Source organism: Janibacter sp. LM, from assembly GCF_039631275.1.
Lineage (GTDB): Bacteria > Actinomycetota > Actinomycetes > Actinomycetales > Dermatophilaceae > Janibacter > Janibacter terrae.
In genome coordinates this window covers 1-24,874 of record NZ_JBDIVG010000031.1, presented here as the reverse complement: position 1 = coordinate 24,874, position 24,874 = coordinate 1, and the positions used below count along the sequence as shown (strand labels likewise).

At 72.5% G+C, this 24,874-nt stretch carries 24 protein-coding genes and 1 riboswitch; of the genes, 11 read left to right on the top strand and 13 right to left on the bottom strand.

Annotated elements, in window-relative coordinates; genetic code table 11:
* Positions 1–233: 233 nt before the first annotated feature.
* Both ABC138_RS15045 and ABC138_RS15040 read left to right on the top strand, forming a co-directional pair.
* The gene (locus ABC138_RS15045; protein WP_345914200.1) at positions 234–671 is read left to right on the top strand and encodes a MarR family transcriptional regulator; all 438 of its coding nucleotides are present in this window, start codon (positions 234–236) and stop codon (positions 669–671) included.
* The gene (locus ABC138_RS15040; protein ID WP_345914199.1) at positions 668–1,951 is read left to right on the top strand and encodes an MFS transporter; all 1,284 of its coding nucleotides are present in this window, start codon (positions 668–670) and stop codon (positions 1,949–1,951) included. Before ABC138_RS15045 ends, ABC138_RS15040 begins: the two co-directional genes overlap by 4 nt.
* A gap of 174 nt (positions 1,952–2,125) precedes the next feature.
* Here ABC138_RS15040 and ABC138_RS15035 read toward each other — a convergent pair whose 3' ends face one another.
* On the bottom strand, positions 2,126–3,046 hold the full coding sequence (locus ABC138_RS15035; protein ID WP_345914198.1) for a hypothetical protein: 921 nt from the start codon (positions 3,044–3,046) through the stop codon (positions 2,126–2,128).
* 80 nt (positions 3,047–3,126) lie between these two features.
* Here ABC138_RS15035 and ABC138_RS15030 point away from each other — a divergent pair, with 80 nt between their 5' ends.
* Positions 3,127–3,420, top strand: coding sequence for a hypothetical protein (locus ABC138_RS15030; protein ID WP_345914197.1), 294 nt, complete (start codon positions 3,127–3,129; stop codon positions 3,418–3,420).
* A gap of 109 nt (positions 3,421–3,529) precedes the next feature.
* Here the strand turns inward: ABC138_RS15030 and serC are convergent, their stop codons facing one another.
* Genes serC through ABC138_RS15015 form a run of 3 tightly spaced genes read right to left on the bottom strand, consistent with a single transcriptional unit; the run spans position 3,530 to position 6,741 of the window.
* Positions 3,530–4,651 carry a phosphoserine transaminase gene (gene serC, locus ABC138_RS15025; protein WP_169701972.1) on the bottom strand — a complete coding sequence of 374 codons (1,122 nt, stop codon included), beginning with the start codon at positions 4,649–4,651 and terminating at the stop codon, positions 3,530–3,532.
* Between the two features lie 55 nt (positions 4,652–4,706).
* Positions 4,707–5,609 carry an LppX_LprAFG lipoprotein gene (locus ABC138_RS15020; protein ID WP_345914196.1) on the bottom strand — a complete coding sequence of 301 codons (903 nt, stop codon included), beginning with the start codon at positions 5,607–5,609 and terminating at the stop codon, positions 4,707–4,709.
* A gap of 22 nt (positions 5,610–5,631) precedes the next feature.
* Positions 5,632–6,741: a citrate synthase 2 gene (locus ABC138_RS15015; RefSeq protein ID WP_068326662.1), complete on the bottom strand. Its 1,110-nt coding sequence runs from the start codon at positions 6,739–6,741 to the stop codon at positions 5,632–5,634.
* Between the two features lie 129 nt (positions 6,742–6,870).
* Here ABC138_RS15015 and ABC138_RS15010 point away from each other — a divergent pair, with 129 nt between their 5' ends.
* The 3 genes from ABC138_RS15010 to pdxH are packed head-to-tail and all read left to right on the top strand — an operon-like array spanning position 6,871 to position 11,556.
* A complete protein-coding gene (locus ABC138_RS15010; protein ID WP_345914195.1) occupies positions 6,871–8,850 on the top strand; it encodes an acyltransferase in 1,980 nt (659 codons plus the stop codon).
* Complete coding sequence (locus ABC138_RS15005; RefSeq protein ID WP_345914194.1) at positions 8,847–10,841, top strand: acyltransferase family protein; 1,995 nt, start codon at positions 8,847–8,849, stop codon at positions 10,839–10,841. Before ABC138_RS15010 ends, ABC138_RS15005 begins: the two co-directional genes overlap by 4 nt.
* A 10-nt stretch (positions 10,842–10,851) precedes the next feature.
* Positions 10,852–11,556, top strand: a complete 705-nt coding sequence (pdxH, locus tag ABC138_RS15000; RefSeq protein WP_068424790.1) for a pyridoxamine 5'-phosphate oxidase — start codon at positions 10,852–10,854, stop codon at positions 11,554–11,556.
* Positions 11,557–11,595: 39 nt separating this feature from the next.
* Here pdxH and ABC138_RS14995 read toward each other — a convergent pair whose 3' ends face one another.
* The 3 genes from ABC138_RS14995 to ABC138_RS14985 are packed head-to-tail and all read right to left on the bottom strand — an operon-like array spanning position 11,596 to position 14,365.
* Positions 11,596–12,894, bottom strand: coding sequence for a hydroxyacid-oxoacid transhydrogenase (locus tag ABC138_RS14995; RefSeq protein WP_345914193.1), 1,299 nt, complete (start codon positions 12,892–12,894; stop codon positions 11,596–11,598).
* Positions 12,894–13,634: an SDR family NAD(P)-dependent oxidoreductase gene (locus tag ABC138_RS14990; RefSeq protein ID WP_068326650.1), complete on the bottom strand. Its 741-nt coding sequence runs from the start codon at positions 13,632–13,634 to the stop codon at positions 12,894–12,896. Before ABC138_RS14990 ends, ABC138_RS14995 begins: the two co-directional genes overlap by 1 nt.
* Entirely contained in the window at positions 13,631–14,365 is a 735-nt protein-coding gene (locus ABC138_RS14985) for a hypothetical protein (RefSeq protein ID WP_170307592.1), read from the bottom strand. The genes ABC138_RS14990 and ABC138_RS14985 overlap by 4 nt, the downstream gene beginning before the upstream one ends.
* Positions 14,366–14,409: 44 nt before the next feature.
* Between ABC138_RS14985 and ABC138_RS14980 the strand changes: the two genes are divergently transcribed.
* The 3 genes from ABC138_RS14980 (at position 14,410) to ABC138_RS14970 (ending at position 17,525) form a co-directional block, all read left to right on the top strand.
* On the top strand, positions 14,410–15,606 hold the full coding sequence (locus tag ABC138_RS14980) for an MFS transporter (RefSeq protein ID WP_345914192.1): 1,197 nt from the start codon (positions 14,410–14,412) through the stop codon (positions 15,604–15,606).
* An 8-nt stretch (positions 15,607–15,614) separates the two neighbouring features.
* Positions 15,615–16,325 (top strand): metal-dependent transcriptional regulator, encoded by a 711-nt coding sequence (locus tag ABC138_RS14975; RefSeq protein ID WP_345914201.1) that lies wholly within the window; start codon positions 15,615–15,617, stop codon positions 16,323–16,325.
* Between the two features lie 76 nt (positions 16,326–16,401).
* Positions 16,402–16,614, top strand: a riboswitch (cyclic di-AMP (ydaO/yuaA leader).
* 2 nt (positions 16,615–16,616) lie between these two features.
* Complete coding sequence (locus ABC138_RS14970) at positions 16,617–17,525, top strand: C40 family peptidase (protein WP_345914191.1); 909 nt, start codon at positions 16,617–16,619, stop codon at positions 17,523–17,525.
* 83 nt (positions 17,526–17,608) lie between these two features.
* Here ABC138_RS14970 and mnhG read toward each other — a convergent pair whose 3' ends face one another.
* Genes mnhG through ABC138_RS14940 form a run of 6 tightly spaced genes read right to left on the bottom strand, consistent with a single transcriptional unit; the run spans position 17,609 to position 23,675 of the window.
* Positions 17,609–17,968: a monovalent cation/H(+) antiporter subunit G gene (gene mnhG, locus ABC138_RS14965; RefSeq protein WP_338538798.1), complete on the bottom strand. Its 360-nt coding sequence runs from the start codon at positions 17,966–17,968 to the stop codon at positions 17,609–17,611.
* The gene (locus ABC138_RS14960; protein WP_068326632.1) at positions 17,965–18,231 is read right to left on the bottom strand and encodes a monovalent cation/H+ antiporter complex subunit F; all 267 of its coding nucleotides are present in this window, start codon (positions 18,229–18,231) and stop codon (positions 17,965–17,967) included. Before ABC138_RS14960 ends, mnhG begins: the two co-directional genes overlap by 4 nt.
* On the bottom strand, positions 18,228–18,806 hold the full coding sequence (locus ABC138_RS14955; protein WP_345914190.1) for a Na+/H+ antiporter subunit E: 579 nt from the start codon (positions 18,804–18,806) through the stop codon (positions 18,228–18,230). Before ABC138_RS14955 ends, ABC138_RS14960 begins: the two co-directional genes overlap by 4 nt.
* Positions 18,803–20,434 carry a Na+/H+ antiporter subunit D gene (locus ABC138_RS14950; RefSeq protein ID WP_068326626.1) on the bottom strand — a complete coding sequence of 544 codons (1,632 nt, stop codon included), beginning with the start codon at positions 20,432–20,434 and terminating at the stop codon, positions 18,803–18,805. The genes ABC138_RS14955 and ABC138_RS14950 overlap by 4 nt, the downstream gene beginning before the upstream one ends.
* A complete protein-coding gene (locus tag ABC138_RS14945; protein ID WP_068326623.1) occupies positions 20,431–20,874 on the bottom strand; it encodes a Na(+)/H(+) antiporter subunit C in 444 nt (147 codons plus the stop codon). The genes ABC138_RS14950 and ABC138_RS14945 overlap by 4 nt, the downstream gene beginning before the upstream one ends.
* The gene (locus ABC138_RS14940) at positions 20,871–23,675 is read right to left on the bottom strand and encodes a Na+/H+ antiporter subunit A (RefSeq protein ID WP_345914189.1); all 2,805 of its coding nucleotides are present in this window, start codon (positions 23,673–23,675) and stop codon (positions 20,871–20,873) included. Before ABC138_RS14940 ends, ABC138_RS14945 begins: the two co-directional genes overlap by 4 nt.
* A 191-nt stretch (positions 23,676–23,866) precedes the next feature.
* Here ABC138_RS14940 and ABC138_RS14935 point away from each other — a divergent pair, with 191 nt between their 5' ends.
* Entirely contained in the window at positions 23,867–24,568 is a 702-nt protein-coding gene (locus ABC138_RS14935) for a DUF2975 domain-containing protein (RefSeq protein WP_345914188.1), read from the top strand.
* On the top strand, positions 24,565–24,786 hold the full coding sequence (locus tag ABC138_RS14930) for a helix-turn-helix transcriptional regulator (protein WP_345914187.1): 222 nt from the start codon (positions 24,565–24,567) through the stop codon (positions 24,784–24,786). The genes ABC138_RS14935 and ABC138_RS14930 overlap by 4 nt, the downstream gene beginning before the upstream one ends.
* Positions 24,787–24,874: the final 88 nt, after the last annotated feature.

Genomic DNA, 24,874 nt, shown 5'->3' with positions numbered 1-24,874 from the left:
TCGTGGCCGCGCTCTTCGTCCTCTACTTCGCGATCGACCCGATCAAGGGGATGCTCGGGGTCGGCTGACCTCCCCCCTTCGTCCTCCGCGGGGTCCGACCCGCACCTGAACCCGCATTCCCCTAGGGCAATGCGGGTTCAGGTCTGCATTGCCCTAGGGGAATGCAGACGTCGTCGAGGTAGTTAGCACGGGTAATGAGTTGTGCTAACTTGTTGCGAGACGAAGGGAGACCCGTGACCCAGACGACCACGAGGGCGAAGGGAGTGGGCTCGCTCAGCGAGGACCTGCGCCTGGCATGCATGCGCATCAGCCGCCGGATCCGCTTCGAGAGCACCGACGAGGTCGCGCCGCACCACTTCTCCGTGCTGGCCCGGCTCGAGGGCGGCCCGCTCACCCCCCGCGCGCTCGCGGACGTCGAGAAGGTCTCCGCGCCGAGCATGACCCGCACCGTCGGCTGCCTCGTCGACGACGGCCTCGTCGAGCGCCACGACGACCCGCAGGACGGGCGCCGGGTGCTCGTCGAGCTCACCGCCGAGGGCCGCGAGACCCTCGCGCGCACCCGTCGGCGCCGGGACCGCTGGATGTCCGAGCGGGTGGCCGAGCTGACCCGCGAGGAGCGACAGGCCCTCGAGGTCGCCGCCGAGATCCTCGGCAGGATCGCGGCCCGTTGAGCCCGACCTTCGCCTCCCTCTCGATCCGCAACTACCGCATCTACGCGAGCGGCGGTCTCGTCTCCAACGTCGGCACGTGGATGGGTCGCGTCGCCCAGGACTGGGTCGTGCTCACCGAGCTCACCGACCACTCCGCGAGCGCGCTCGGCATCGTCACGGGACTGCAGTTCCTGCCGATGCTGCTCCTCGCTCCGTGGACCGGCGCGGTCGCCGACCGCTACCCCAAGCGCGTCCTGCTGCTGCTGACGCAGACCCTCCTCGGCCTGAGCGCGCTCGTCGGCGGTGTGCTCGTCGTGACCGGCAGCGCGCAGCTGTGGCACTTCTACGGCCTGGCGCTGCTCACGGGCGTCGCGACCGCCTTCGACAACCCGGCCCGACAGACCTTCGTCGCCGAGATGGTCCCGCGGGAGCGGCTGGCCAATGCCGTGGCGCTCAACTCCGCGTCCTTCAACCTCGGCCGGCTCATCGGCCCGGCCGTCGCCGGCCTCGTCATCGCCTGGGTCGGCTCGGGGGAGGCGCTGCTCGCCAACAGCCTGACCTTCGTCTCCGTGATCATCGCGCTGCTGCTCATGCGGGCGAGCGAGCTGACGCCGGCACCGCGCGCGACCGGGCGCGGCTCGGCGCTCGAGGGCCTGCGCTATGTGCGCGGGCGGCCCGACATCGTCCTCGTCATGGTGCTGATCTTCATGCTCGGCACCTTCGGCATGAACTTCCAGATCACCATCGCGCTCATGGCGACCAAGGTCTTCGACCGCGGGGCGCAGGACTACGGCCTGCTCGGCTCGATCATGGCGGTCGGCTCGCTGAGCGCCGCGCTCATGGCCGCCCGCCGCAGCGAGCCGCGGCTGCGGGTGCTGCTCACCTCGATGGTCGGCTTCACCTTCGCCGCGACGGGCGCCGCGCTGGCGCCGACCTACGTGACCTTCGCCATCGCGCTGGCCGCCTGCGGCCTGACCGCGCTCACGGCGATGACGACGGCCAACGCGATGGTCCAGATGCGCACCGATCCGGTGATGCGCGGTCGGGTCATGGCCCTCTACATGGCCATCTTCTTCGGCGGCACGCCCCTCGGCGCCCCGATCATCGGCTGGGTCGGGGACGTCCTCGGGCCGCGGTGGACGATCGGCATCGGGGCGATCGCGATGGCCATCACCCTGGTCGGTGTGTCGACCTGGCTGGCTCGGCACGAGAATGTGGAGGTGACGTACTCCAGCCAACGCCGCCCGAGGGTCCGGGTCTCCTCCGCACCCACCCACGACATCCCGCAGGCCGCCCAGTGACCCCCCGCTTCCGCCGCACGATGACCTGGCTCGTGCTCGGGTCGCTCGTCCTCGTCGCGGTGCTCTCCGCCTTCCTCTAGCCCCCCGGGCGGCGAAGGGGGGCGCGGCCGCGCCCCCTTCGTCCGGTCGAGGTGACACGGGACGAAGGGTGACCGACCGGATAGCCGGTCGGTATTACCTCGACCCGGCGGGGCGGGGGAGCAGGGTGAGGCAGCGCGGCGCCGGCTCGAAGGCCGGGTGCGGGTCGGCCCGGCGCACGAAGAGCAGCAGCCCGCCGATCTCGTGCTCCTCGTAGCCCACCGGCCGGCAGGACCGCCACAGGTCCAGGTCCGCCGCCGTGGAGCCGCCGGCGAAGGCGGGGTCGACGAGCAGTGCCCGGGGCGCGAGGGAGCCCGGCATGTGCGTGGTCAGGTGCCGCTCGGGCAGCGCCGTCCTGACCGTCCACGGGTCCGCCCAGACGGTGAGGGTCGTGCCGGCAGGGACCTCGGCGCGCACGACGTCCGGAGCCAGCACGAGGCCGGAGGGCTGGGTCCGGGCCACGACCTCGACCTGCTCGACACCGAGCCGGACGGCGGGCAGCAGCGCCAGCGCAGCCACCACCGTCGCAGCGACGGCCCGTCTGCCCGAGCGCGAGCCCGAGCTCGGGGCCAGACCGGCGCCCGCGAGCGCCACGAGGAGCGGCCACCACACGTACTGGTAGTGCGGCAGCTGCACCGGGGAGAGGGAGAGCGCCAGGACCAGACCCAGCAGGGTCACGCCGACGGGGGTGGCCCGCAGCCCGTGCCGCACCCACCCGACGAGCAGCGCGACGACGAGACCTGCGGCGACCGGCACCCCGAGCCGCTCCACGCTGAACCACAGCGAGGACCAGATCGGCGCGTGCTGGTGGGTCTCCCCGGCCACGACGACGGCGTGGCCGGCCTCGGCGTGCTCGAGCTGGAAGGTCACCGGCGTCGTCATCGCCGCGACGGCGTCGCCCTCCATCGGCACGAAGGGGAAGAGCCAGGCCAGCCCGGCGACGACCGCGGCCCCCACGGCGAAGGGGAGGACCCGCGCCGACCCGCGTGGCCGCCGGAGCGCGACCGCTGCCGGCACCGCCGACGAGCAGCCAGCGGGTCTGCCGTCGGGCGACCGCGTGCAGCCAGGCGAGCTGGGCGGCGGCCACGAAGAGCCCCATGACGGCCTCGAGCGTCGCCGTGCGCCCCGGCGCGAAGGGCAGCGCCCACCACACCAGCGCCGTGACGACGCCGGCGACCGTGCTCCACCGCCCGGGCCGTCCGATCCGCCACACGAGCACGGCGATGACGATCCCGGTGAGCCACGTCGCGATCGCCGAGGGGAGGCGGGCGGCCACCAGCGTGTCACCGAGCGCCAGGTGCGCCAGGGCCATGAGCTCCTTGACGAGCGGCGGGTGCTGCGCGTTGACGAGCCAGTCGCCGTCGAGCAGCCCGAGTGCGGCCTCGTGGTAGTACAGCTCGTCGCCGCGCAGGTGCACCGCGTCGAGGCGCCACCCGACCGTGAACGCCCCGAGACCGCTCGCGGTGAGCAGCGCGAGATGTCGCGCCCGCGGGCGCAGGGTCAGAGTCGCTCCAGCACGAAGTCGACGCAGGCGAGCAGGGCCGACACGTCCTCCGGGTCGACGGCGGGGAAGGTGGCGATGCGCAGCTGGTTGCGCCCCAGCTTGCGGTAGGGCTCGACGTCGACGATCCCGTTGCGGCGCAGGGTCGCCGCGATCGCGGCCGCGTCCACGTCGTCGACGAAGTCGACCGTCGTGATGACCTGCGACCTGGCGGCCGGGTCGGTCACGAAGAGGCTCGTGGCATCCCCCTTCGTCGCCCAGTCGTGGATCCGCGAGGAGCTGTCGGCCGTGCGGCCCGACGTGAAGGCCAGGCCCCCGGACTCGTTCATCCACCGCACCTGCTCGGCCATGAGCGCGAGCGTCGCCACGGCGGGCGTGTTGAGGGTCTGGTCCTTGCGGGAGTTGTCGATCGCCGCGGTGAGGGAGAGGAAGTCCGGGATCCAGCGCCCGCTCGCCGCGAGCTCCTCGGCGCGTGCGATCGCCGCGGGGGAGAGGACCGCGAACCAGATGCCGCCGTCGGCACCGAAGGACTTCTGCGGGGCGAAGTAGTAGGCGTCGGTCTGGGAGATGTCGACGGGCAGACCGCCGGCGCCGGAGGTCGCGTCGACGAGGACGAGCGCGTCCTCGTCCGCGCCGGCCGGGCGCACGACGGGCGCCATGACACCGGTGGAGGTCTCGTTGTGCGGCCAGGCGTAGGCGTCGACGCCCGCGACGGCCTCTGGGGAGGAGAGCGAGCCCGGGTCGGCCGAGCGCAGGTCGGGATCGGCGAGGAAGGGGGCCTTGCGCGTCACCGCGGCGAACTTGCTCGAGAACTCGCCGAAGACGAGGTGCTGGGAGTGCTCGCGGACGAGGCCGAGCGCGGCGATGTCCCAGAACGCGGTCGACCCGCCGTTGCCGAGCACCACCTCGTAGCCGTCCGGCAGGGACAGGAGCTCGCCGAGTCCCTCGCGCAGCCCGCCGACGATCGCGCGCACGGGCGCCTGGCGGTGGGAGGTCCCGAGGACCGTCGAGGCGATGGAGGTCAGGTACGCGACCTGCTCGGCACGCACGAGGGAGGGACCGGAGCCGAAGCGCCCCTCGCGCGGGCGCAGCTCCTCGGGGATCGTGATGTCGTCAGCCACGACAAGGATCTTGGCGCATGACGGTGGATTCGGCCCAACCGGTCCGACGGGTGGGTCAGCCGCCCCTGGCGATCTGCGAGGGCCTGGGCTCGTCGATCGTCACCGGCTCGCCCCACCTGCTGGCGGTGAGCGTGGCCTCCAGGCCGTTGAGGTCGAAGGACATCTTGCGGATGAGGTCGTCCTCGTCGAGCCACACGTCGTAGACGACCGTCTCGGGCACACCGTCGCCGCGCTCCATGCCGAGCTCGGCGAAGGCCTTGTCGGTGTCGACCTGCGCGGTGTAGTGCGTGGTCGTGGTCCCGTCGACGTCCTCCTCGCCCTTGGTGCCCGCCTTCTCGACCCCCGCGACGAAGGCGTCGAGCTGGCTGCGCATGCTCAGCAGGTTGACCTGGTCGAGGGTCTGCTCGACGAGCGGGTTGCCCGAGCCCTTGGCCACGCGGACCCACTTGGGCGGCTGCTCGAGGTAGTACTGGCCGTCGACGAGCCGGTAGCCGAGCTCCTGACCGCTGAGGTCGACGTCCATGTCGAGGGCGTCGGCCTCGAGGTCCTGCACGCCGGTCGCGGTCGTGGCCTGCTGGCCGCCGAGGGTCGCCTCGACGTCGATGTGCACCGTCGGGTTGGCAGCGACGGCCGCCTCGAGCTTGTCGGTGAACTCCCGGGCGTCGAAGGGCGTGCCGGTGTAGGTCGAGGTCGCCGTCGGGGCCGCCGTCGACGAGCCGGCGGTGGTGCTCGAGGACGTCGACGTGGCCGAGGAGGGGTCGGCGGTCCCGGGGGTGGGCGTCGAGGAGTTCGAGCGCCCCCCGGTGGACGAAGGGGAGTCCCCGGACGATGCCGAGGTGGCCGCGTCGGTCGAGCTCGCCCCGGACCCGGCCGTCGGGCCGGGTCCGCCGTCGCCACCGCAGGCGGCCAGGGCGAGCGCCGCGGACGCAGCGACGATCGTCAGCGAGGTCGTGCGCATGTGTCCCCTTCGTCGCCCGTGGTCAGACGGTCGGCAGCGCGTCGTACCCGGGGACCTCGGTGATGTCGCGGGGGCCGGGGCCGATGTAGTTGCTGCTCGGGCGGATGAGGCGACCGGTGCGCTTCTGCTCGAGCACGTGCGCGGACCAGCCGGCGGTGCGGGCGCAGACGAAGAGCGGGGTCATCATCTCGCCCGGCACATCGGCGAAGTCGAGCAGCACCGCGGCCCAGTAGTCGACGTTGGTCTCCATCTTGCGGTCCGGGTAGCGGTCCGCGAGCTCGGCGATCGCTGCCTTCTCCAGCTCGAGGGCGACCTCGTAGCGGGGGGCGCCGAGGCGCCTGCAGGTCTCGCGCAGGACGGCCGCGCGCGGGTCGTAGGCCCGGTAGACGCGGTGGCCGAAGCCCATGAGGCGCTCCTTGCGGTCGAGCGCGTCCTTGACGTACTTCGTCGCGTCGCCGGTGCGCTCGACGCCCTCGATCATGTGCTGGGCGCGCGAGGGGGCACCGCCGTGGAGCGGGCCGGACATCGCGCCGACCGCGCCGGAGAGGCAGGCCGCGACGTCGGCGCCGGTCGAGGCGATGACGCGGGCGGTGAAGGTCGAGGCGTTCATCCCGTGCTCGGCGGCGGAGATGAAGTACGCGTCGACGGCCTCGACGTGCTTGGGGTCGGGCTCGCCGCGCCAGCGGATCATGAAGCGCTCGACGATCGTCCTGCCCTCGTCGACCCGGGCCTGCGGCACCATCGCCGTGTTCTGGCCGTGGGCCGACTGGGCGATGAAGGACAGCGCCATGACCGAGGCGCGGGCCAGGTCGTCACGGACCTGGGTGTCGTCGATGTCCAGGAGCGGCTTGAAGCCCCACAGCGGCGCGAGCTGTGCGAGGGCGGACTGCACGTCGACCCGGATGTCACCGCTGTGGACGGGGAGCGGGAAGGGCTCCGCCGGCGGCAGGCCGGGGTCGAAGGAGTCGTCCACGAGCAGGCCCCAGACCCGCCCGAAGGAGACCTTGCCCACGAGGTCGTTGATGTCCACCCCGCGGTAGCGCAGGACACCCCCGGCCTTGTCCGGCTCGGCGATCTCCGACTCGAACGCGACGACGCCCTCGAGGCCGTGCTTGACATCGGTGTCGGACATGGATGCTGCCTCCCTTGGTCAACGGCTGTGCTCGTGCTCATTGAAGCACTCTCGTTGGAGAGGACCGGCCGGTAGCATGCCCGGAGCCGCTCCGGCGGCCACCTTCCCACGATCCACGAGGAGCCCGCCGTGGCACGTTCCCGCCTGGGGTACAGCCCCGCGCTCGACGGCGTCCGCGGGCTCTTCATGCTCGGTTTCATGGCCTACCACTTCGGGGTGGACCAGCTCGCGGGCATGTGGGTGTGCATCAACCTCTTCTTCGTCCTCTCTGCCTTCCTCATCGTGCGTCTGCTCGTGGAGGAGAAGGTCACCCGCGGCGACATCGACGCCCTGGCCTTCTACGGGCGGCGGGCCCGGCGCCTGCTGCCGGCGCTCTTCCTCGTCCTCGCCTTCGTCATCACCTACGCCGTCGTGTGGGCCGACGACACCGTGCGGCGCAGGATCGGCGGGGACGTGCTCGCGACCCTCGGCTACGTCATGAACTGGCGACTCGTCGCCGACGGCGACCAGTACTTCGGCACCGCGGGCGGGGCGTCCCCCCTTCGTCATGCCTGGACGCTGGCGATCGAGGAGCAGTTCTACGTCCTCGTCCCCTTCGTCGTCCTCGGGCTCATGGCCGTGGCGCGCTCGCGACGCCTCATCACGCTCGTCCTCCTCCTCGCCGCCGTGGCCTCGGCCGTGTGGACCGCGGTCGTCGGCTTCCACGACGCGAGCGACTACCCCCGCGTGTACTACGGCACCGACACCCGCGCCCAGGCCCTCTTCCTCGGAGCGGCCCTCGGCGTCTGGCTCGCGCCCGGCCGCGGCGGGGCCGTCCCGACCTTCTCCCGGCCCGTCGTCGCGGTCGCGGGGGTCGTCGGTGTGGTCTCGAGCGTCTTCTCCTTCGTCGTCGTCGACCCGTACTCCGGGTGGATGTTCAACCTCGGCGGCATGTTCTTCTTCGCCGTCGGCAGCGTGCTGCTCGTCATCGCCTGCGTCGACGAGCGGCCGAGCTGGGTCCAGACCGTCTTCGGCTGGCGCCCGCTGGCCTACGCCGGGCGCCTGTCCTACGGGCTCTACCTGTGGCACTGGCCGATCTGGCTGGCCGTCGGCGACGGGCGCCTGTCCGACAACGCGATCGTCGACTTCGTCCTGTGCTCCGTGCTCACCGTCGCAATCGCGCACCTGAGCTACCAGCACCTCGAGCGCCCGGTCATCAAGCACGGCGTGCGGGGGATCGCCCCGTCGCTGCGCCGCACGCCCGCCGTCGCCGTCGTCGTGCCGATCGCGCTGCTCGCCGGTGGCGGACTGGCCGTCGCCCAGAGCGCCCCGCAGGACGGCAACGACACCGAGGTCGCCGCGGTCGTCCCCGCCGGCCCGCCGCCGGACATCGTGCGCGGCCAGTCGACGTACGCGCCCGACGAGCCGGCGCGGATCGGCGTCTACGGCGACTCCGTCCCCTTCTTCCTCACCGAGCGCTTCCCGCGGGAGACCTTCCCCGGGGTCGAGCTGCACAACTACTCGCGCGAGGGCTGCGACCTCCTCTCCGAGCCGATGAGCTGGGCCCCCGGGTTCCAGATGGGCAACGAGGAGCTGTGCACGCAGATGAAGCGGGAGTGGCCCGGCCGCTTCGAGAGCGCGCGGGACGACGTGCTCCTCGTCTTCGCCTCGCCGCTGCTCGCGGTCCCGCACGTCGTCGACGGCGAGCGCCTCTGGCTCGACGACCGGGAGTACCGCGCCCTCATCACCGACCGCCTCGACACGGTGCGAAGGGAGGCCCTCGACGCCGGCGCGGAGCAGGTCCAGATCGTCAACGTCCCCTGCCGCAAGCCCAACCGCGAGTCGATCCCCGAGGAGTTCCGCGTCGTCTTCGACTCCAGCCCCGAGGTCGTCAAGGAGTACGAGGACCCCCGCCGGATCAACGCGCTCGTCAAGGGCTGGGCGGCCGGGCACGACGACGTCGAGCTCGTCGACCTGCACGGCGCGCTGTGCTCTGACGGCTACCCGGACCGGATCGAGGGCATCCAGGTCTTCAACGACTACCTGCACTTCTCGCCCGAGGCGACGCCGATGGTCTGGAGCTACCTGCTCGGCGAGGTCAGCGACAACTACGCGAAGGCGCGGCCGTGAGGTGGTCCCGTCTCACCGGTGAGCTCACGACCTCCGCCGGCACGCAGCGCCTCGCCGCCCTCGACGGGTACCGCGGGCTCTTCGTCACCCTCGTGCTGCTCTACCACTTCGGCGTCACGGCGCTCGTAGGCGGCTGGGTCGGCATCAACCACTTCTTCGCCTTCTCCGGGTACCTCATCACCCGGCTGCTCATCTCCGAGCGGGCGCAGACCGGTCGCATCGACGTCGTGCGGTTCTACAGGCGGCGGGCCGAGCGGCTCGTGCCCGCGCTCGTCGTCGTGTGCGGCGCGGTGCTCGTCGCCTCGCTCTTCGGTGGCTCGGCCCACCGGCACCGCGACGCCGGTGACGTGCTGGCCTCGCTCTTCTTCGTGCAGAACTGGCGACTCATCGGCCGGGACGACGCGTACTTCGAGCAGGTCGGCAACCCCTCGCCGCTGCAGCACGCGTGGACCCTCGGCGTGGAGGAGCAGTTCTACCTGCTCGTGCCGCTGCTCGTGCTCGCGCTCTTCGCCCTCTTCCGGACCAGCCGCACCGCGCGCCTGGTCGTCGTCGGCGCGCTCGCCGTCGCGTCGACGCTCTGGACCGCCCACCTGGCCGGTCAGGGCGTCGACTTCGCCCGGCTGTACTACGGCACCGACACCCGCGCGCAGGCGCTGCTCGTCGGTGCCGGGGTGGCGGTGCTCCTCGGGCGGGACCACCGCGGTCGACCGGGGCGGCGCCCTTCGCTCGCCGCGACCCAGGCCATCGGGGTCGTCGGCCTGCTCATCTCGCTCTCGGCCTTCTTCGTCGTCGGGCCGCGCAGCGAGTGGCTCTTCACGAGCGGCGGCATGCTCCTCTTCGCGATCGGCGCCGCGATGATGGGCGTCTCCGCGACCGACCCGCGGCCGATGGCGCTCAACCGGCTGGCGAGCTGGGGACCCGCGGTCCTGCTCGGCCAGATGACCTACGGCCTGTACCTCTACCACTGGCCGATCCACCTCTGGCTCGGTCCGGTGCTCGACGGGCTGCCGCTCGCGCTGTCGGTGGCCGTGCAGCTCGCCGTGACCGTCGTCGTCGCCTTCGTCTCCTTCCGCTGGCTCGAGGTGCCGGTGCTGCGGCACGGCTTCGGCGTGCTGGTGCCGCGGCGGACCGGGCCGCCGCGGTGGACGGTGCCGGTCGCTGCGGTCGGGGCCGTGGCGCTGCTCGCGGGCTTCGTCTTCACCCGTCCGGTGAGCCGCGACGACCTCGACGTCCCGCCCCTCGTCGCATCCGACGGCGACTTCACCGCGGCCGACCCACCGGTCTCCTTCGCGCTGCTCGGCGACTCGGTCGGCGTCTCGCTCGCCGACGGCTGGCAGGCCGATGCCTACCCCGGCGTGACGATGACCAGCCAGTCGCGCATCGGCTGCGACCTCGTCGACGCCCCGATGCTCTCCGGCGGCCAGCCCATGCCCGAGGACGCCTCGTGCGACCGGTGGCGCGAGGAGTGGCCCGGCAAGGTGCGCCAGGCGGGGGCGACCGACCTGCTCGTCCTGCCCGGTGCTCAGCTCATCGGGGACCACGAGGTCGACGGGCAGACCATCGGCTCCCGCACCCCGGAGCACGCGGCGCTCGTCCGCCGCACCCTCACCGACATCGAGCGGCGGGCGCACGAGGCCGGCGTCACGCACGTGCAGGTCACGACGATGCCCTGCCGCGAGGTCGACCCCGACAAGCTCGACCCGTCGCTGCGGCAGTTCGCCGGCCCGGTCTCGGACCCCGTCAACATCGCGTGGGTCAACGAGACCGTCACGCAGTGGGCGAAGGGGGAGGGAGACGGCGCCGAGCCGACCTCCGGTGTCCGGCGCGACGTCCTCGACCTGTGGGAGCCCTTGTGCGCCGACGGCTTCACGCCCGAGATCAACGGGGTGCCGCTCTACAGCGACACCGTGCACTTCTCGCCGGCCGGCGCGGCGTCCGTGTGGACCTGGCTGACGCCGCGGGTCGTCGAGGCATCGCAGTCGTCGTCGTAGTGTGGCGCCCATGAGCGCCTCGCCCGACGGGATCATCCCCCGCACACCGCCGTCGCCGGACCACGTGGACTACTCCGGCGAGGGGCTGTCCGAAGGGGAGGTGCCCGGCGCTCCCTTCGCTCTCGTGACGTCGTGGGTCGAGCAGGCCCGGGCGCGCCAGCTCGACCGGGGGGACGTGCCCGAGCCGCTGTCCTTCGCCATCGCGACGGTCGACGAGCAGGGACGGCCGGACGTGCGCACGGTGCTCATGCGCTTCCTGGACCCGGTGGGGCCGGGGTTCGTCACGAGCCTGGCGTCGACGAAGAGCCGGCAGCTCGAGGCGACGCCCTTCGTCGCGGCGACGCTGACCTGGCCGGCGATGTTCCGCGCGGTCCGCTTCCGCGGGAGGGCCGAGCGGGTCGACGACGCGCACCTCGACGCGTACTTCGCCGGGCGGCCGCGCGGGTCGCAGCTCAGCGCGTGGGTCTCCCACCAGTCGCAGCCGGTCGAGGGCCGCGAGCCGCTCGAGCGGGCCTGGGCCGAGGTCGAGGCGCGGTACGAGGGGCAGGACGTGCCGCGACCGACGGACTGGGGTGGCTGGCGGATCGTCGTGGACGAGCTCGAGGCCTGGGCGGGGCGCAGCAACCGCCTGCACGACCGCTTCCGCTGGACGCGGGTCGGCGAAGGGGGACTCGACGTGGCGAGCGCGTGGCGGGTGGAGCGGCTGCAGCCCTGACCCCGCCCCGGAGACCGGGTGGGCGCCGAGCCGGCCGCCTCACCAGTGGTGCATCGAGGCCCGCACCACGCCGGCGATGTCCTCCTCGGTGACCTCGCGAGGCGCCGTCGCCAGGAGCCGCTGCTGCTGCATGGTCCCCGACACGATGCCGTCGACGTCCGCCTCGCCGTAACCGAGCTCGGCCAGACCGGACGGCTGGCCGATGTCGCGCATGAGGCGGCGCAGGACCGCCGAGAGGCGTTCCGGCTCGGGCACGTCCGCGTCGAGCCCCCCCGGGTCCAGCCACCCGGCGGCTGCCAGGTGCCGCTGCGGGTCGGCCTCGAAGGTCAGCGCGAAGGCAGCAGGTGCGGTCGACGCGACCGCCATGCCGTGCGGGACCATCGCCTCGTCCACGTCGTACCCGTCCGGTCGGAAGTCCGAGCCCAGGTCGTGGACCCGACCCGCGACGGGGTAGGCATTGGCGTGCGGCACGTGCACCCCCGCGTTGCCGAAGCCCATGCCCGCGAAGGTCGCCGCGAGCGCCATGTCGGTGCGCGCCGCCTCGTCGCCCGAGACGGCCCCGCGGAAGGCGCCGGCCAGGAGGCGCATCGCCTTCTCCGCGTAGAGGTCCGCGATCGGGTTGGACCCGCAGTAGGGCACCCGTTGCCCGGCGCTCTTGTGCTCGTAGCTCGTGTACGGCCGCGCGGTCCACGACTCGAGGGCGTGGCAGAGGATGTCCATGCCGGCCGACGCGGTGACCCCGGGCGGCTGGGTCGCGGTGAGCTCCGGGTCGACGACCGCGAGGACGGGGCGCAGCCGCTCGTGGCTGATGCCCGTCTTGACCTTCGCTGCCAGCACGTCGAGCACGCAGACCGTCGTGGACTCGGCTCCGGTGCCCGTCGTCGTCGGGACCGCGACGACCGGCAGCACCGGCTGCTCGGGCGCACGACCGCCACCGACGGGCGCGTTGACGTAGTCCATGAGCTTGCCCGGGTTGGTGAGGAGCAGGGAGACCACCTTGGCCGTGTCGATGCTCGACCCGCCACCCACGGCGACGACGGCGTCGAAGGGGGCCGCCCCCTTCGCCCGCTCGACAGCGGCAGCCAGCGACGCATCGCTCGGCTCCACGGCGGCGGAGTCGTGGACCTCGACGCGCAACCCGGCCGAGCGCAGGGCCTCGGCGACCCGCTCCGGGTGACCGGTCGCGGCCAGACGCGGGTCGGTGACGACGAGGGCCGAGCGCGCACCGAGCGCACCCACGTCGTGACCGATCTCGGCGATCGCGCCGGGACCGAACTTCAACCTCGGCGCGGCATAGGTGAAGACCGTCTCCGGCGTGCTCGGGGTGGGCAGCATCATCAGGACTCCCGGTGGACCTTGTGCGCAGCGGCCTGCGCGCGTGGCTTGATGACCATGAGGTCGACGTTGACGTGCTTGGGGCGGGTCGCCATCCACGTGATCGCATCGGCGACGTCCTCCGCGACGAGCGGCTCGGCGACGCCCGCGTAGACCTGGTCCGCGCGCTCGGCGTCACCCTTGAACCGCGTCAGCGAGAAGCCCTCCGTGTGCACCATGCCCGGCGCGATCTCGGTGATCCGCACCGGCTGGTCGACGAGCTCCAGGCGCATGGTCTCCGTCATCGTCGCGAGCGCGTGCTTGGCGGCGGTGTACCCGGCGCCGCCCTCGTAGGAGGTGCGTCCAGCGGTCGAGCCGACGTTGACGATGATCCCCTCACCCGCGACGAGCGAAGGGAGCAGCGCCTGCGTCACGCGCAGGGTCCCGATGACGTTGGTCTCGTACATGGCCCGCCAGTCCTCGACGTCCCCGGTGGCGACCGGGTCGAGGCCGTACGCGCCGCCGGCGTTGTTGACGAGGACGTCGAGCCGGTCGCCGACCTCGGCAGCGAGTGCTCCGACCGAGGCGGCGTCCGTGACGTCACAGGTGACCGCGCGGCCGTCGATCTCGGCGGCGAGCTCGGTGATCCGCTCGGTGCGCCGGGCTGCGCAGACGACCTCGTGGCCGGCAGCGGCGAGGGCCCGGGCGGTGGCGGCGCCGATGCCGGAGCTGGCACCGGTGACGAGGGCGAGGGGGCGGGTCATGAGGTCTCCTCGGCGGGGGCGATCCAGGTGGCGGCGGCGGAGGCGAGGACGCGCTCGCCGTCGAGCAGGGCGGTGCCGGTGTGGCGCTTGCGGCCCTCGCGCCCGGTCTCCCAGGCGATGACGACGAGCTCACGCCCGAGCGGGACCTCGGCGTGGACCGTCGAGGTGAAGGTCCCGAGCAGCAGCGCCTCCTCGCCGAAGCCGACGGTGAAGGCACCCGGGCAGTCCAGCGCCGCGAGCACCGGCGGCAGTCCCTCCTCGGTGAGGGTCACGGGGGAGGCGAGGACGTCGTCGCGGCCGGTGACCGGTCCGACGAAGACGCGCAGACCCCCTTCGGCGTCGGGCCCGCACACGTAGCACCCGGGGTAGGGGTGGCCGGCCGCGTCGAAGCGACCCCACGCAGCCCGGGCCTCCTCGAGCGACACGGGCGCGGGGATCGTGAGGTCGGGAGCAGCGCTCCGGCGGGCGGTGGCGAGCAGCGTCTCCCCGGCGAGCAGGTGCACGGCCAGGTCGGGGCCGTCCGCGACCGACCCGTCGACCTCCCACCGCAGTGGACGCTCGAGAGGCGTCGGGGCGCTCAGGCGTACCGTCGCCGAGGTCAGGTCCCCCTCGGCGGGGACGAGATCGTCGAGTCGTTCGGTGAGCAGGCCGCTGACCCAGCCGCCGTTGCCGCACCCGGGAGGGCCGGCGTGGCGCGCGGTCACGGTGGTCGTCTCGGCTGTGGTGTGCACCACCCCAACCTAGCGACCCGGGGGCGACGGAGAGGATGAGCGGGTTGGCGGGCACGGAGACCTTCGGCTGGCGGCGGATCGCGATCCCCGCCTACGGCCCCACGCTCCTGTCCGCGTCGGCCACCGGCGCGGTCGTGCCGATCGCTGCCCTGCGCGCCGACGAGCTCGGCGCGAGTCTCGGGACGGCCGCCTTCGTCGTGGCCCTCACCGGGGTCGGCCAGCTCCTCGGGGTCCTGCCTGCCGGGTCGCTCGTGGCCCGCATCGGTGAGCGCCGCACCCTCGTGCGCGCCGGCCTGCTCGACGTCGTCGCGCTCGCCGTCGCGGGCTGGGCGCCGTCGCTGTGGCTCATGGCGCTCGCGCTGCTCACCTCGGGGCTGGCCTCGTCCGCCTTCTTCCTCGCCCGGCAGGGCTTCATGATCGACGTCCTGCCGCCGTCGCTCCTCGCCCGTGGCATGTCGCTGCTCGGTGGCGCGGTGCGCGCCGGGCTGCTGCTCGGCCCGGTGCTGGGCGCGCTCGCGATCGGCCCGCTCGGCCTGCAGGGTGCCTACGGCGTGGCGGTCGTGCTCGCGGTCGGCTCGGTCGCCACGGTGCTCACGGCGCCCGACCTCACCGCCGACCACGAGCGCGCCCGGGCCGCCGAGCCGCACACCGGGGTGCTGCGGGTCGTGCGCCACCACGCCCACCTCCTGCTCACCCAGGGTGTCGGGGCCGCGGTGATCTCCGCCCTTCGCTCCGCGCGCCTGGTGATCCTGCCGCTGTGGGCCGTGCACATCGGTCTCGACGGGGTCGACGCCTCGCAGGTCTTCGCGGTCGCGGGTGCCGCGGAGCTGCTCTTCGTCTACCCGGGCGGCTGGGTCATGGACCGACTCGGCCGGGTGTGGGTCGTGACCGCGCTGCTCACGGTCGTCTCGGCGTCCTTCCTCGTCCTGCCGCTCACGGGGACGAAGGGGGGACTGCTCGCCGTCGCGCTGCTCATGGCCCTCGGCAACGGTCTCGGGTCGGGCATCGTCATGACGCTCGGGGCGGACGCGGCGCCGACGCGCGACCGGGCCCAGTTCCTCAGCGCCTGGCGGTTGTGCGGGGAGCTCGGCCACGCCGGCGGGTCGCTGGGGCTGGGTGCGGTGACGGCCCTGGTCTCGCTGCCGGCCGCCGCGGTGGTGCTCGCCGCCACCGGTCTTGCCGGCCTGGCGTGGACGAGCGTGTGGATCGCCCGGGCCGACCGCGAGCGGGTCAGGGCATGATGGTGCCCGTGAAGGACCTCATCGACACCACGGAGATGTACCTGCGGACGATCTTCGAGCTCGAGGAGGAGGACATCCCTCCGATGCGGGCTCGGATCGCGGAGCGTCTGGGCCACTCCGGCCCGACCGTCTCCCAGACGATCGCCCGCATGGAGCGCGACGGCCTCGTGAGCCTCGGCCACGACCGTCGGCTGGTCCTCTCCGACGAGGGGCGGTTGCTCGCCACCCGCGTCATGCGCAAGCACCGGCTCGCCGAGCGCCTGCTCGCCGACGTCATCGGGCTCGAGTGGGAGCACGTCCACGACGAGGCCTGCCGCTGGGAGCACGTCATGAGCGAGCGGGTCGAGCGCAAGATCCTGGCGATGCTCCCCGAGCACCGGGAGTCGCCGTACGGCACGCCGATCCCCGGCCTCGAGGAGCTGCTCTCCGGCGAGGAAGCCACGGTCGACTACCTCTCGGGGCTCTCGAGCCTCACGGACGTCGTCGACGGGGGCCTCGCCGGCCCCTTCCGGGTGCGCCGGATCGGCGAGACCGCGCAGGTCGACCACGAGGCCCTGGCCCTGCTCACCGAGGCGCGGCTGCGCCCCCGCGAGGTCGTCACGGTGGCGGAGGAGGCGGACCGGGTCATCGTCACGCGGGCCGGCTCGGCCGCCGCCGACGGGGTCTCGCTGCCCCGCGAGGTGGCCGAGCACGTCTTCGTGGAGTCCATCTCCTCGTGACACACCGTGACCTTGGTGTGACATTCCCGTGATCTGCAGGTACGGTTCACGGGTCCACCTCCCCTGGGTGGGCCCGTCACGCGGACGCTGAGTCCTGTCACCGCAGCGACGGTTGTGCAACACACCGCATGGCAGGAGCGGGGGACCCACTCATGGGGCATCGCGGATGCTCCTCGGGGTGAAGTCCTGGGACGCAGCGGATCGCAGGGTCGATCCGGTGTCGCAGGACCGGGCCACACCTCTGGCCCGAACCCGACAGCTGACCTCGCAAGCGGGACAGAGGTAACACACGTGTCGCACAATGTCGGACGCCACCGCGCTGCCGGTCGCTACAACCCGGTGACCGAGCTCGGCCAGATCATCCACCAGACGGGCACCCCGATCGCCAAGGGCTCGGCCGTGCTGGCCGCCTCCGGTGGTCTCATCGCCGCGATCGCCATCCCCGCCCAGGCCGCCACGCCGGCCGCCGAGCTGGACCGGACCCCCGTGCAGACCGCCTCGGCGCCGGCCGCGCAGGCCGCCCCCGCGGTGACCGCGCCGAGTGCCCCGGCCTCGCAGTCCCCGGTGGCCTCCGCCTTCGGCAAGATCGCCGTCGAGCCGGTCGCCAAGCCGACCGGCCCCACGCCGTGGCAGCTGCGCATGCGCGCCGAGCGAGAGGCAGCCCGCGAGCAGGCCGCGCAGGAGCGTCGTGAGGCGCAGGAGCAGGCCGCGCAGGAGCGGGCCGCGGAGCAGCAGGCGCAGGAGGAGCAGGAGCAGGAGCAGCAGGAGCAGCAGACGCAGGAGCGCACCGAGAGCGCGCCCAGCCGTTCGCAGGAGCGTCAGGCGCCCGCTCCCGCTCCCGAGCCGGCCGCGCCCGCCGCCCCCGCGGCCTCGAGCAATGTCATCGAGATCGCGAAGCAGTACATCGGCGTCCCGTACGTCTACGGCGGTACGACCCCGTCGGGCTTCGACTGCTCCGGCTTCACGCAGTACGTCTTCGCCAAGGCCGGCAAGTCCCTGCCCCGCACGACGACCGAGCAGCAGGCCGCGACCACCCCGGTCTCCAGCCCGCAGCCCGGCGACCTCGTCTTCTTCGGCTCGCCGGCATGGCACATGGGCATCTACGTCGGCGACGGCATGATGATCGACGCGCCGCGCACCGGCAAGTCGGTCTCGATCCGGCCGATCTTCGACGGTGTCTCTGGCTACGGCCGCGTCTGAGCGGACCACCCGCACGAAGGGGGCCGAGCGAGCTCGTCTCGCTCGGCCCCCTTCGTCGTCCCCGGGCGTAGTGGGGCATGGGCTCAGTCCTGCTGCTCCCGGCGCCGCAGCGCGTCACCGAGCTCGTCGTGGTGCATGAGGTCGTCCTCGGTCACACCGGCGCGGTAGCCGGCCCGTCCGAGCATGTGCGCGGAGACGGGGGCCGTGAGGGCCTGTGCGGCGACGATGATGAGCAGGGTCGCGACCGAGGCCCAGGTCCGCACGGACAGGGCCAGCCCGAGCAGGACGAGCAGGAGCCCCAGGGTCTGCGGCTTGGTCGCCGCGTGCATGCGGGCGTACAGGTCCGGCAGGCGCACGAGGCCGATGGCGCCGACGAGCGCGAGGGCGGCGCCGAGCACGAGGCTGATCGCGCCGGCGATGTCGAGGGCGTGCTCCCAGCTCACTGGTCGTCCTTCCGCGGGGCCATGAAGCGGGCGACCGACACCGAGCCGACGAACCCGGTCAGGCTGAAGACGACGAGCACGGGCAGGGTGCCCGCGTCCTCGCTGCGCACGATCTGGGTGGCGAGGATGCCGGTGACGATGACGATCATGACGTCGACGCTCAGCGCGCGGTCGAGGTTGGTCGGGCCGAGCGTGATGCGCACGAGCACGAGCGCGCCGGCCGCGAAGAGCATGCCCAGGGCCAGTCCGAGGATGATGCTCATGAGGTCGCCTCCGTGCACTGCGCGATCTCCGCGCGGCTGCCGATGGCGCGCACCACCCGCAGCTCGAGCGCGAGCACGTCGCGGCGCAGCTCCTCCATCTCCTCGGGCGTCGTGATGTCGAAGCCGTGCACGTAGAGCACGTGCGCGGTCCGGCGTGCCTCGACGACGATCGAGCCGGGGACGAGGGAGACGAGCGCGGAGACGATCGTCAGGTAGAACTCCGAGGGCGTGCGCAGCTGCACCTCGACGATGGAACCACCCTTCGTCGGGACGCGGCTCAGCGTGGCCACGCTGATCTGGACCGCGGCGGCCACGAGGTCCCACAGGAAGCGGGTCCCGAGCACGAGCAGGTGCCACGGGTGGATCCGGCCGAAGTACTGGATGGACGGCAACGGGAAGACCTGCGTGACGACCGCCCCGACGATCAGCCCGTTGACGACGTTGCCGAGCGAGACGCGGTCCCACAGGAGCACCCACACCACGGCGATGGCGATGATCGCTCGTGGCTGGAACCCGCCGCGACGTCGGGCGCTGTCCGGCGGCGGGCCGTCCGGCTCGAGGATCTCGGTGCTCACGGCCCCTCCTGCGGGAGGACGGCCTTGACGTAGCCGTCCCGGGTCACCATCTGGCGCGCGGCCGCGTCGGTGTAGCTGAAGAGCGGCCCGGCGAAGAGCGAGAGGCCGAGGGAGAAGAGGACGACGGTCGTGGTCGCGCCGAGCATGAGCGGCGGCATCGGGCGTTCGACCCGGGTGACCGCCGGCGGCGGCGCGATCGGCGTGGAGGGGTATTGCTCGGCGACGGTCGCACCGATCGCGTCGCTCAGGCGCCCGAAGGACGGGGTGAGCGTCGGGAACTCGAAGGTCTGCTCCTGCCCCTCCTCGGCCCGCGGCCGCCAGAACGCGTGCCCCCACGTCTTGGCGATCGCGTAGAGCGTGAGGATCGAGGTGACGACCGACCCGACGACGAGCGCCCACGCCATCCCGCTCCCTTCGTCCGCGCCGGCCTGCAGCAGGCCGACCTTGCCGACGAACCCGGAGAAGGGCGGGATGCCGGCGAGGTTCATCGCGGGGACGAAGAAGAGGAAGGCGAGGACCGGCGAGCTGGCCGCCAGCCCCCCGAGGCGGCCGATGACCGTGGACCCGCCGACCCGCTCGATGAGGCCGGAGATGAGGAAGAGCGCGGTCTGCACCGTGATGTGGTGGGCGATGTAGAAGATCGCGGCCGACAGCCCCGCCTCCGTGGCCAGCCCGATGCCGAAGAGCATGTAGCCGATGTGGCTCACGAGCGTGAAGGAGAGCATCCGCTTGATGCCCGGCTGGGCGACCGCCCCGAGGATGCCGATGACCATCGTCGCGAGCCCGGCGCCCATGATCAGGCCCTGCAGCGGGGAGTCCGGGAAGAGGAGGAACTGGGTGCGCACGATCGCGTAGACGCCGACCTTGGTGAGCAGGCCGGCGAAGACCGCGGAGACCGGCACCGGCGCGGACGGGTAGCTGTCGGGCAGCCACGCGGACATCGGGAAGACCGCGGCCTTGATGCCGAAGACGGTGAGCAGCATCAGCTGCAGCGCCAGCGCGACCGTCGAGTCGACCTCGGGCAGGCGAAGGGAGAGCTGCGCCAGGTTGACCGTGCCGGCCGCGGCGTAGGTCGCCGCGATGGCGACGAGGAAGAGGAAGGAGGAGACCATCGAGACGATGACGTAGGTCGTCCCCGCGCGGATCCGGGCGCCGCTCCCGCCGAGCGTCAGGAGGACGAAGGAGGCGAAGAGCAGCATCTCGAAGCTGACGAAGAGGTTGAACAGGTCACCGGCGAGGAAAGCGTTGGACACGCCCGCCGAGAGCACGAGGTAGGTCGGGAAGTAGATCGCGAGCGGAGAGTCCCCGTCGCCGTCGGCGACGCCCTGGCCGATGGCGAAGACGAGCACGACGAGGATGACGAAGCTGCTGACGAGCAGCATGAGGGCCGACAGGCGGTCGGCGACGAGCGCGATGCCGAGGGGCTCGGACCACGCGCCGAGCCACAGGACGATCGGGCCCTCGCGGTGGGTGCCCCACATGAGGACGACGGCGATCGCCAGGCAGGCGGCGAGCACGGTGATGCTGATCGCGACCTGGGCCCGCGGGCGGCGGCGCGCGACGAGGGTGAGCGCGGCGCCGAGCAGGGGGAGCAGGACGGGCAGCGGGAGGAGGTTGTGGAGCGTCATGCGGTGGCGTCCTCCTCGTCGGCCTCGGTCGTGGACTGGGTGTCGGGGTCGTAGGTGCTCGAGACCTCGTCGCGCTCGGCGAGCTGCTTGATGAGGTCGTCCTCGGCGTCGTCGGGGACGTCGTCGCTGCCGGTGATGCGCCACTGCCGGTAGGCGAGCGAGAGGACGAAGGCGACCGAGGCGAGCGCGATGACGATCGCGGTGAGCACCATGGCTTGGGGGAGGGGGTCGCTCATGTCCTCGGGAGGGCGGTCGCCGACGAAGGCGGCGCCCTTGGCCGGTCCGGAGACGACGAGGTAGAGCGTGGCCACGCCGTTGGACGCGAGGACGATCCCGAGGAGCAGCCGGGTGAGGGCGCGCTCGAGGAGCAGGTAGACGCCGCAGGCGATGAGGAACCCCGCGACGACGACGAGGGTGAGGCTGGGGGCGATGGCGTTCATGCGGTGGCCTCCTCTTCCTCGGACTGGCGGTCGATGCCGGCGCCGAGGGAGCGCACGACATCGAGGGCGAGGCCGATGACGATGAGGTAGACCCCGATGTCGAAGCCGAGCGCGCTGACGATCTTCACGTGGCCCCAGATCGGCAGGTCGACCTCGAGGACCGCCGACTGCAGGACGGTGCCGCCGAAGGCGAGCGGCGCCAGGGCCGACACCGCGGAGACGACGAGGCCCGCCCCGAGGACGAGGCCGGCGCTCACCGGCGCGGCCCGGTCCAGCTCCTCCCGGCCGCCGGCGAGGTAGCGCACCAGCAGGGCCAGACCGAACACGAGGCCGCCGCTGAAGCCGCCACCGACCTGGTTGTGGCCGGAGAAGAGCAGGTAGACCGACAGCGCGAGCATGACGTGGAAGACGAGGCGGGTCGCGGTCTCGAGGATGACCGAGCGGCGCTCCCGGGCCAGCGGCGTGATCTGCCCCTGGTTGCGGCGGCGGGTCCAGGAGCGATCGACGTCTTGGGTCCGCACGAAGACGAGGGAGGCGATGCCGGTCGCGGCGGCGACGAGGACGCTGATCTCACCGAGGGTGTCCCAGGCGCGGATGTCGACGAGCGTCACGTTGACGACATTGCGGCCGTGGCCGAAGTCGTAGGCCTCCCGGGGGAAGGCGCGCGAGATCGGCTCGTGGATGCGCGCGTTGGCGGCGACGACGACGAGGGCCGAGATCGCCAGGCCGATGGCGCCGGAGAGCGCGACCTTCCAGTGGCGGCGGTGCGTGCGCGGGCGCCGGCGGAAGTCCTGGGGCAGCTTGCGCAGCACGAGGACGAAGAGCACGAGCGAGAAGGTCTCCACGAGCACCTGGGTCAGGGCGAGGTCGGGCGCGCCGTGCAGGTGGAAGAGGAGCGCGAGGCCGTAGCCGGTCAGGCCGACGAACATCACCGACTGCAGCCGGTTGCGGCCGCGGATCGACAGGATCGCCGAGACGATGACGAAGAGGCCGACGGCCGCCTGGCTGGAGGTGTCCCACAGCCGCACCTGCGACCCCGGGAGCGCCGAGGCGGCGACGACGCCGGGCAGCAGGATGACGACGAGGAAGATCGTGCCGAGGTAGGTCGGCAGGGAGCCGCCCTGCGACAGCGCGGTGACCTCGACGGCGAAGCGGTCCAGCGCCCGCATGAACCGCTGGTAGACCCGCTCGGCGTCGACGACCTGCGGCACCCGCCGCTGGAGCTCCGCGAAGGGTCCGCGGACCGCGAAGAGGGCCAGGCCGCTCGTGATCGCGAGCAGGGACAGGCCGAGGGCCGGCGTCAGCCCGTGCCAGAGCGCCAGGTGCTCCGGCTCCGCGCCCGGCAGGGTCGTCGCGTAGGGCTGGAAGAGCTCGGTGAGCGGGTCGCCGAAGAACCCCGACGCGAGCGTCGTCAGGGAGAGCAGGGCCGGGGCGATGAGCAGGGCCCTGGGCGCGGCGAAGGGGGTGGGGCTCGGCGCGGCGCGGGATGCCCCCTTCGTCACGAAGGCACCCCAGACGAAGCGCGCGGAGTAGGCCACCGTGAGCGTCGAGCCGGCGACGAGGCCCACGACGGTCAGCCACCCGGCCGTCGTCGACAGGGGGCCGTGTGCGGACTCGATGGCCGCGGTGAGCGCCGACTCCTTGGCGACGAAGCCGACGAGGGGTGGCAGGCCGGCCATCGAGGCCGCCGAGAGCGTGGCCGCGACCGCGAGGACCGGGGCGCTGCGCGCGAGGCCGTGCAGCTGGGTGAGGTCACGGGTGCCCGTGCCCTTGTCGATGATGCCGACGGTGAAGAAGAGGACCGACTTGAAGAGCGCGTGGGACAGCACGAGGGCCAGGGCGGCGAGGCCGGCGGACTTGGTGCCGATGCCCGAGAGCACGGTCATGAGCCCGAGCTGGCTCACGGTGCCGTAGGCGAGCAGGAGCTTGATGTCGTCCTGGCGCAGGGCACGCCAGCCGCCGAGGACCATCGTCCACAGGCCGAGGACGACCAGGACCGGCCGCCAGCCGGGGGCGTCGGCGAAGATCGGCTCGAGCAGCAGAATGAGGTAGATGCCCGCCTTGACCATCGACGCGGCGTGCAGGTACGCGCTCACGGGCGTCGGGGCGGCCATGGCGCCGGGCAGCCAGAAGTGGAAGGGGATCTGCGCGGACTTGGTGAGCGCGCCGAGGAGCATGAGGAGTGCGGCGGTGGTCGTGAGCGTCCCCGCCGGCGGCGGCGAGACGAGGACCTCGCTGATCGTGTAGCTCGAGGTCTGGCCGATGATCACGGTGCCGACGAGCATCGCGAGCCCGCCGAAGGTCGTGACGAGCAGGGCCTGCATCGCGGCGCGGCGGTTGGCCGAGCGCACCGGGTTGTGCCCGATGAGCGTGTAGGAGAAGACCGTCGTCAGCTCCCAGAAGACGTAGAGCGCGAGCAGGTTGTCGGCGAGGACGAGCCCGAGCATCGCGCCGGCGAAGGCGGTGAACACCCCGGTGAAGCGCCACAGGCTGGGGTCGCCCCGCCGGAAGTACCAGGCGCAGTAGACCAGCGCCAGGGCGCCGACGCCGCTCACCAGCAGACCGAGCAGCCACTGCAGGGTGCCCAGCCGCAGGTCGAAGTCCATGCCGAGGGTCGGGACCCAGGAGACGTGCTCGACGACCGGGTGCCCGTCGGTGATCCTCGCGGTCTGCGCGAGCAACCAGCAGAAGGTCGCCGCCGGGACGAGCGCCAGCACGAGGAAGGAGCGTCGGTCGAGCAACTTGGTGAGCCCGGGCGCAGCTGCGGCCGCCACGAAGTGGGCAAGCAGCAGCAGGGTCACGAGGTCCTCTCGACGGGTCCGGGGACGAGGGGCCAGTTTACCGGCTGCCCACCCGCCGATCGTCGGCGGGGCGAAGGCAGGAGTGGGCGTCCGCGTCAGGGTTCGAGCCTCCTGCGCCGCAGACCCTTCCCACGCGTGCCGCGATGCCTTATCGTTCATCGATAACATTGACAAACGATAAGGAGCGCGCCATGACGAGCATCCAGGTGTCAGCTGGTCGAGGTCTGCGGCTGCGCGGAGCAGAGCTCCTGCTGTGGGTCGCGATCGCGTCGAGCGCGGCCTTTGGCCTGTCCGCCGTCGCGGGCCCCAACGGCCTGGGGTTGATGACCGTCCGACCCGAGTGGCCGGTCATCGGCTCGAGCGCCTACCAGATGAGCATCAGGGCCACCTTCGACGACGACGCGGGGGTCTCCGTCGCCAACGCACCCGGGTGGAAGGACACCAGCGACGGCACCAGGGACGCGGTCACCGGCGGTCCCCCGGTGGAGATCACCGGACCCTTCGTGGGGTCGGTGGGCTTCCTGAGCCCCACCCTCGCGATGCGCTGGGCGTGGGTCTGCTGGCAGGCAGCCGGGCCCCTCCTCGCGGCAGGGTCGCTGCTCGTGGTCCTCAAGCTGGTCCGGTCGGTGCGCACCGGCACGCCCTTCACCAGCGCCAACGCCCGTCGTCTTCGCGTCCTTGCTCTTCTCGTGGGAGGGGGTGGCACCATCCTGGCCGTCACCGACGAGCTGGTGCGGCGCTGGCTGCTGGACGGCTCCGCCGCTGCCGGCATCGTCGGGCACGACTGGCACATCAGCTTCGCCCCCGTGCTGCTGGGTGTGCTCATCGGGGTCGTGGCGGAGGTGTGGCGAGCCGGGGTGGCGATGGCCGAGGACCTGGACGGTGTCGTGTGACCGACGACGACACCGCCATCCGGTGCCACCTCGACGCCGTGCTCGAAGCGCGGGGGATGACGCTGACCGAGCTCGCCCGCCGCGTGGACATCACGATCGCGAACCTGTCGATCCTCAAGAACGACCGCGCGAAGGCCGTGCGCTTCTCGACCCTGGCCGCCATCTGCAGGGAATTGCAGTGCCAGCCCGGGGAGCTCTTCAGCTTCGAGCCGACCTGAACCCGCATTGCCCTATGGCAATGCAGACCTGGAGCTGCATTCCCCTAGCCCGGATCGTTCACGATTGATCGGCGCGTCGGGGGCCTGA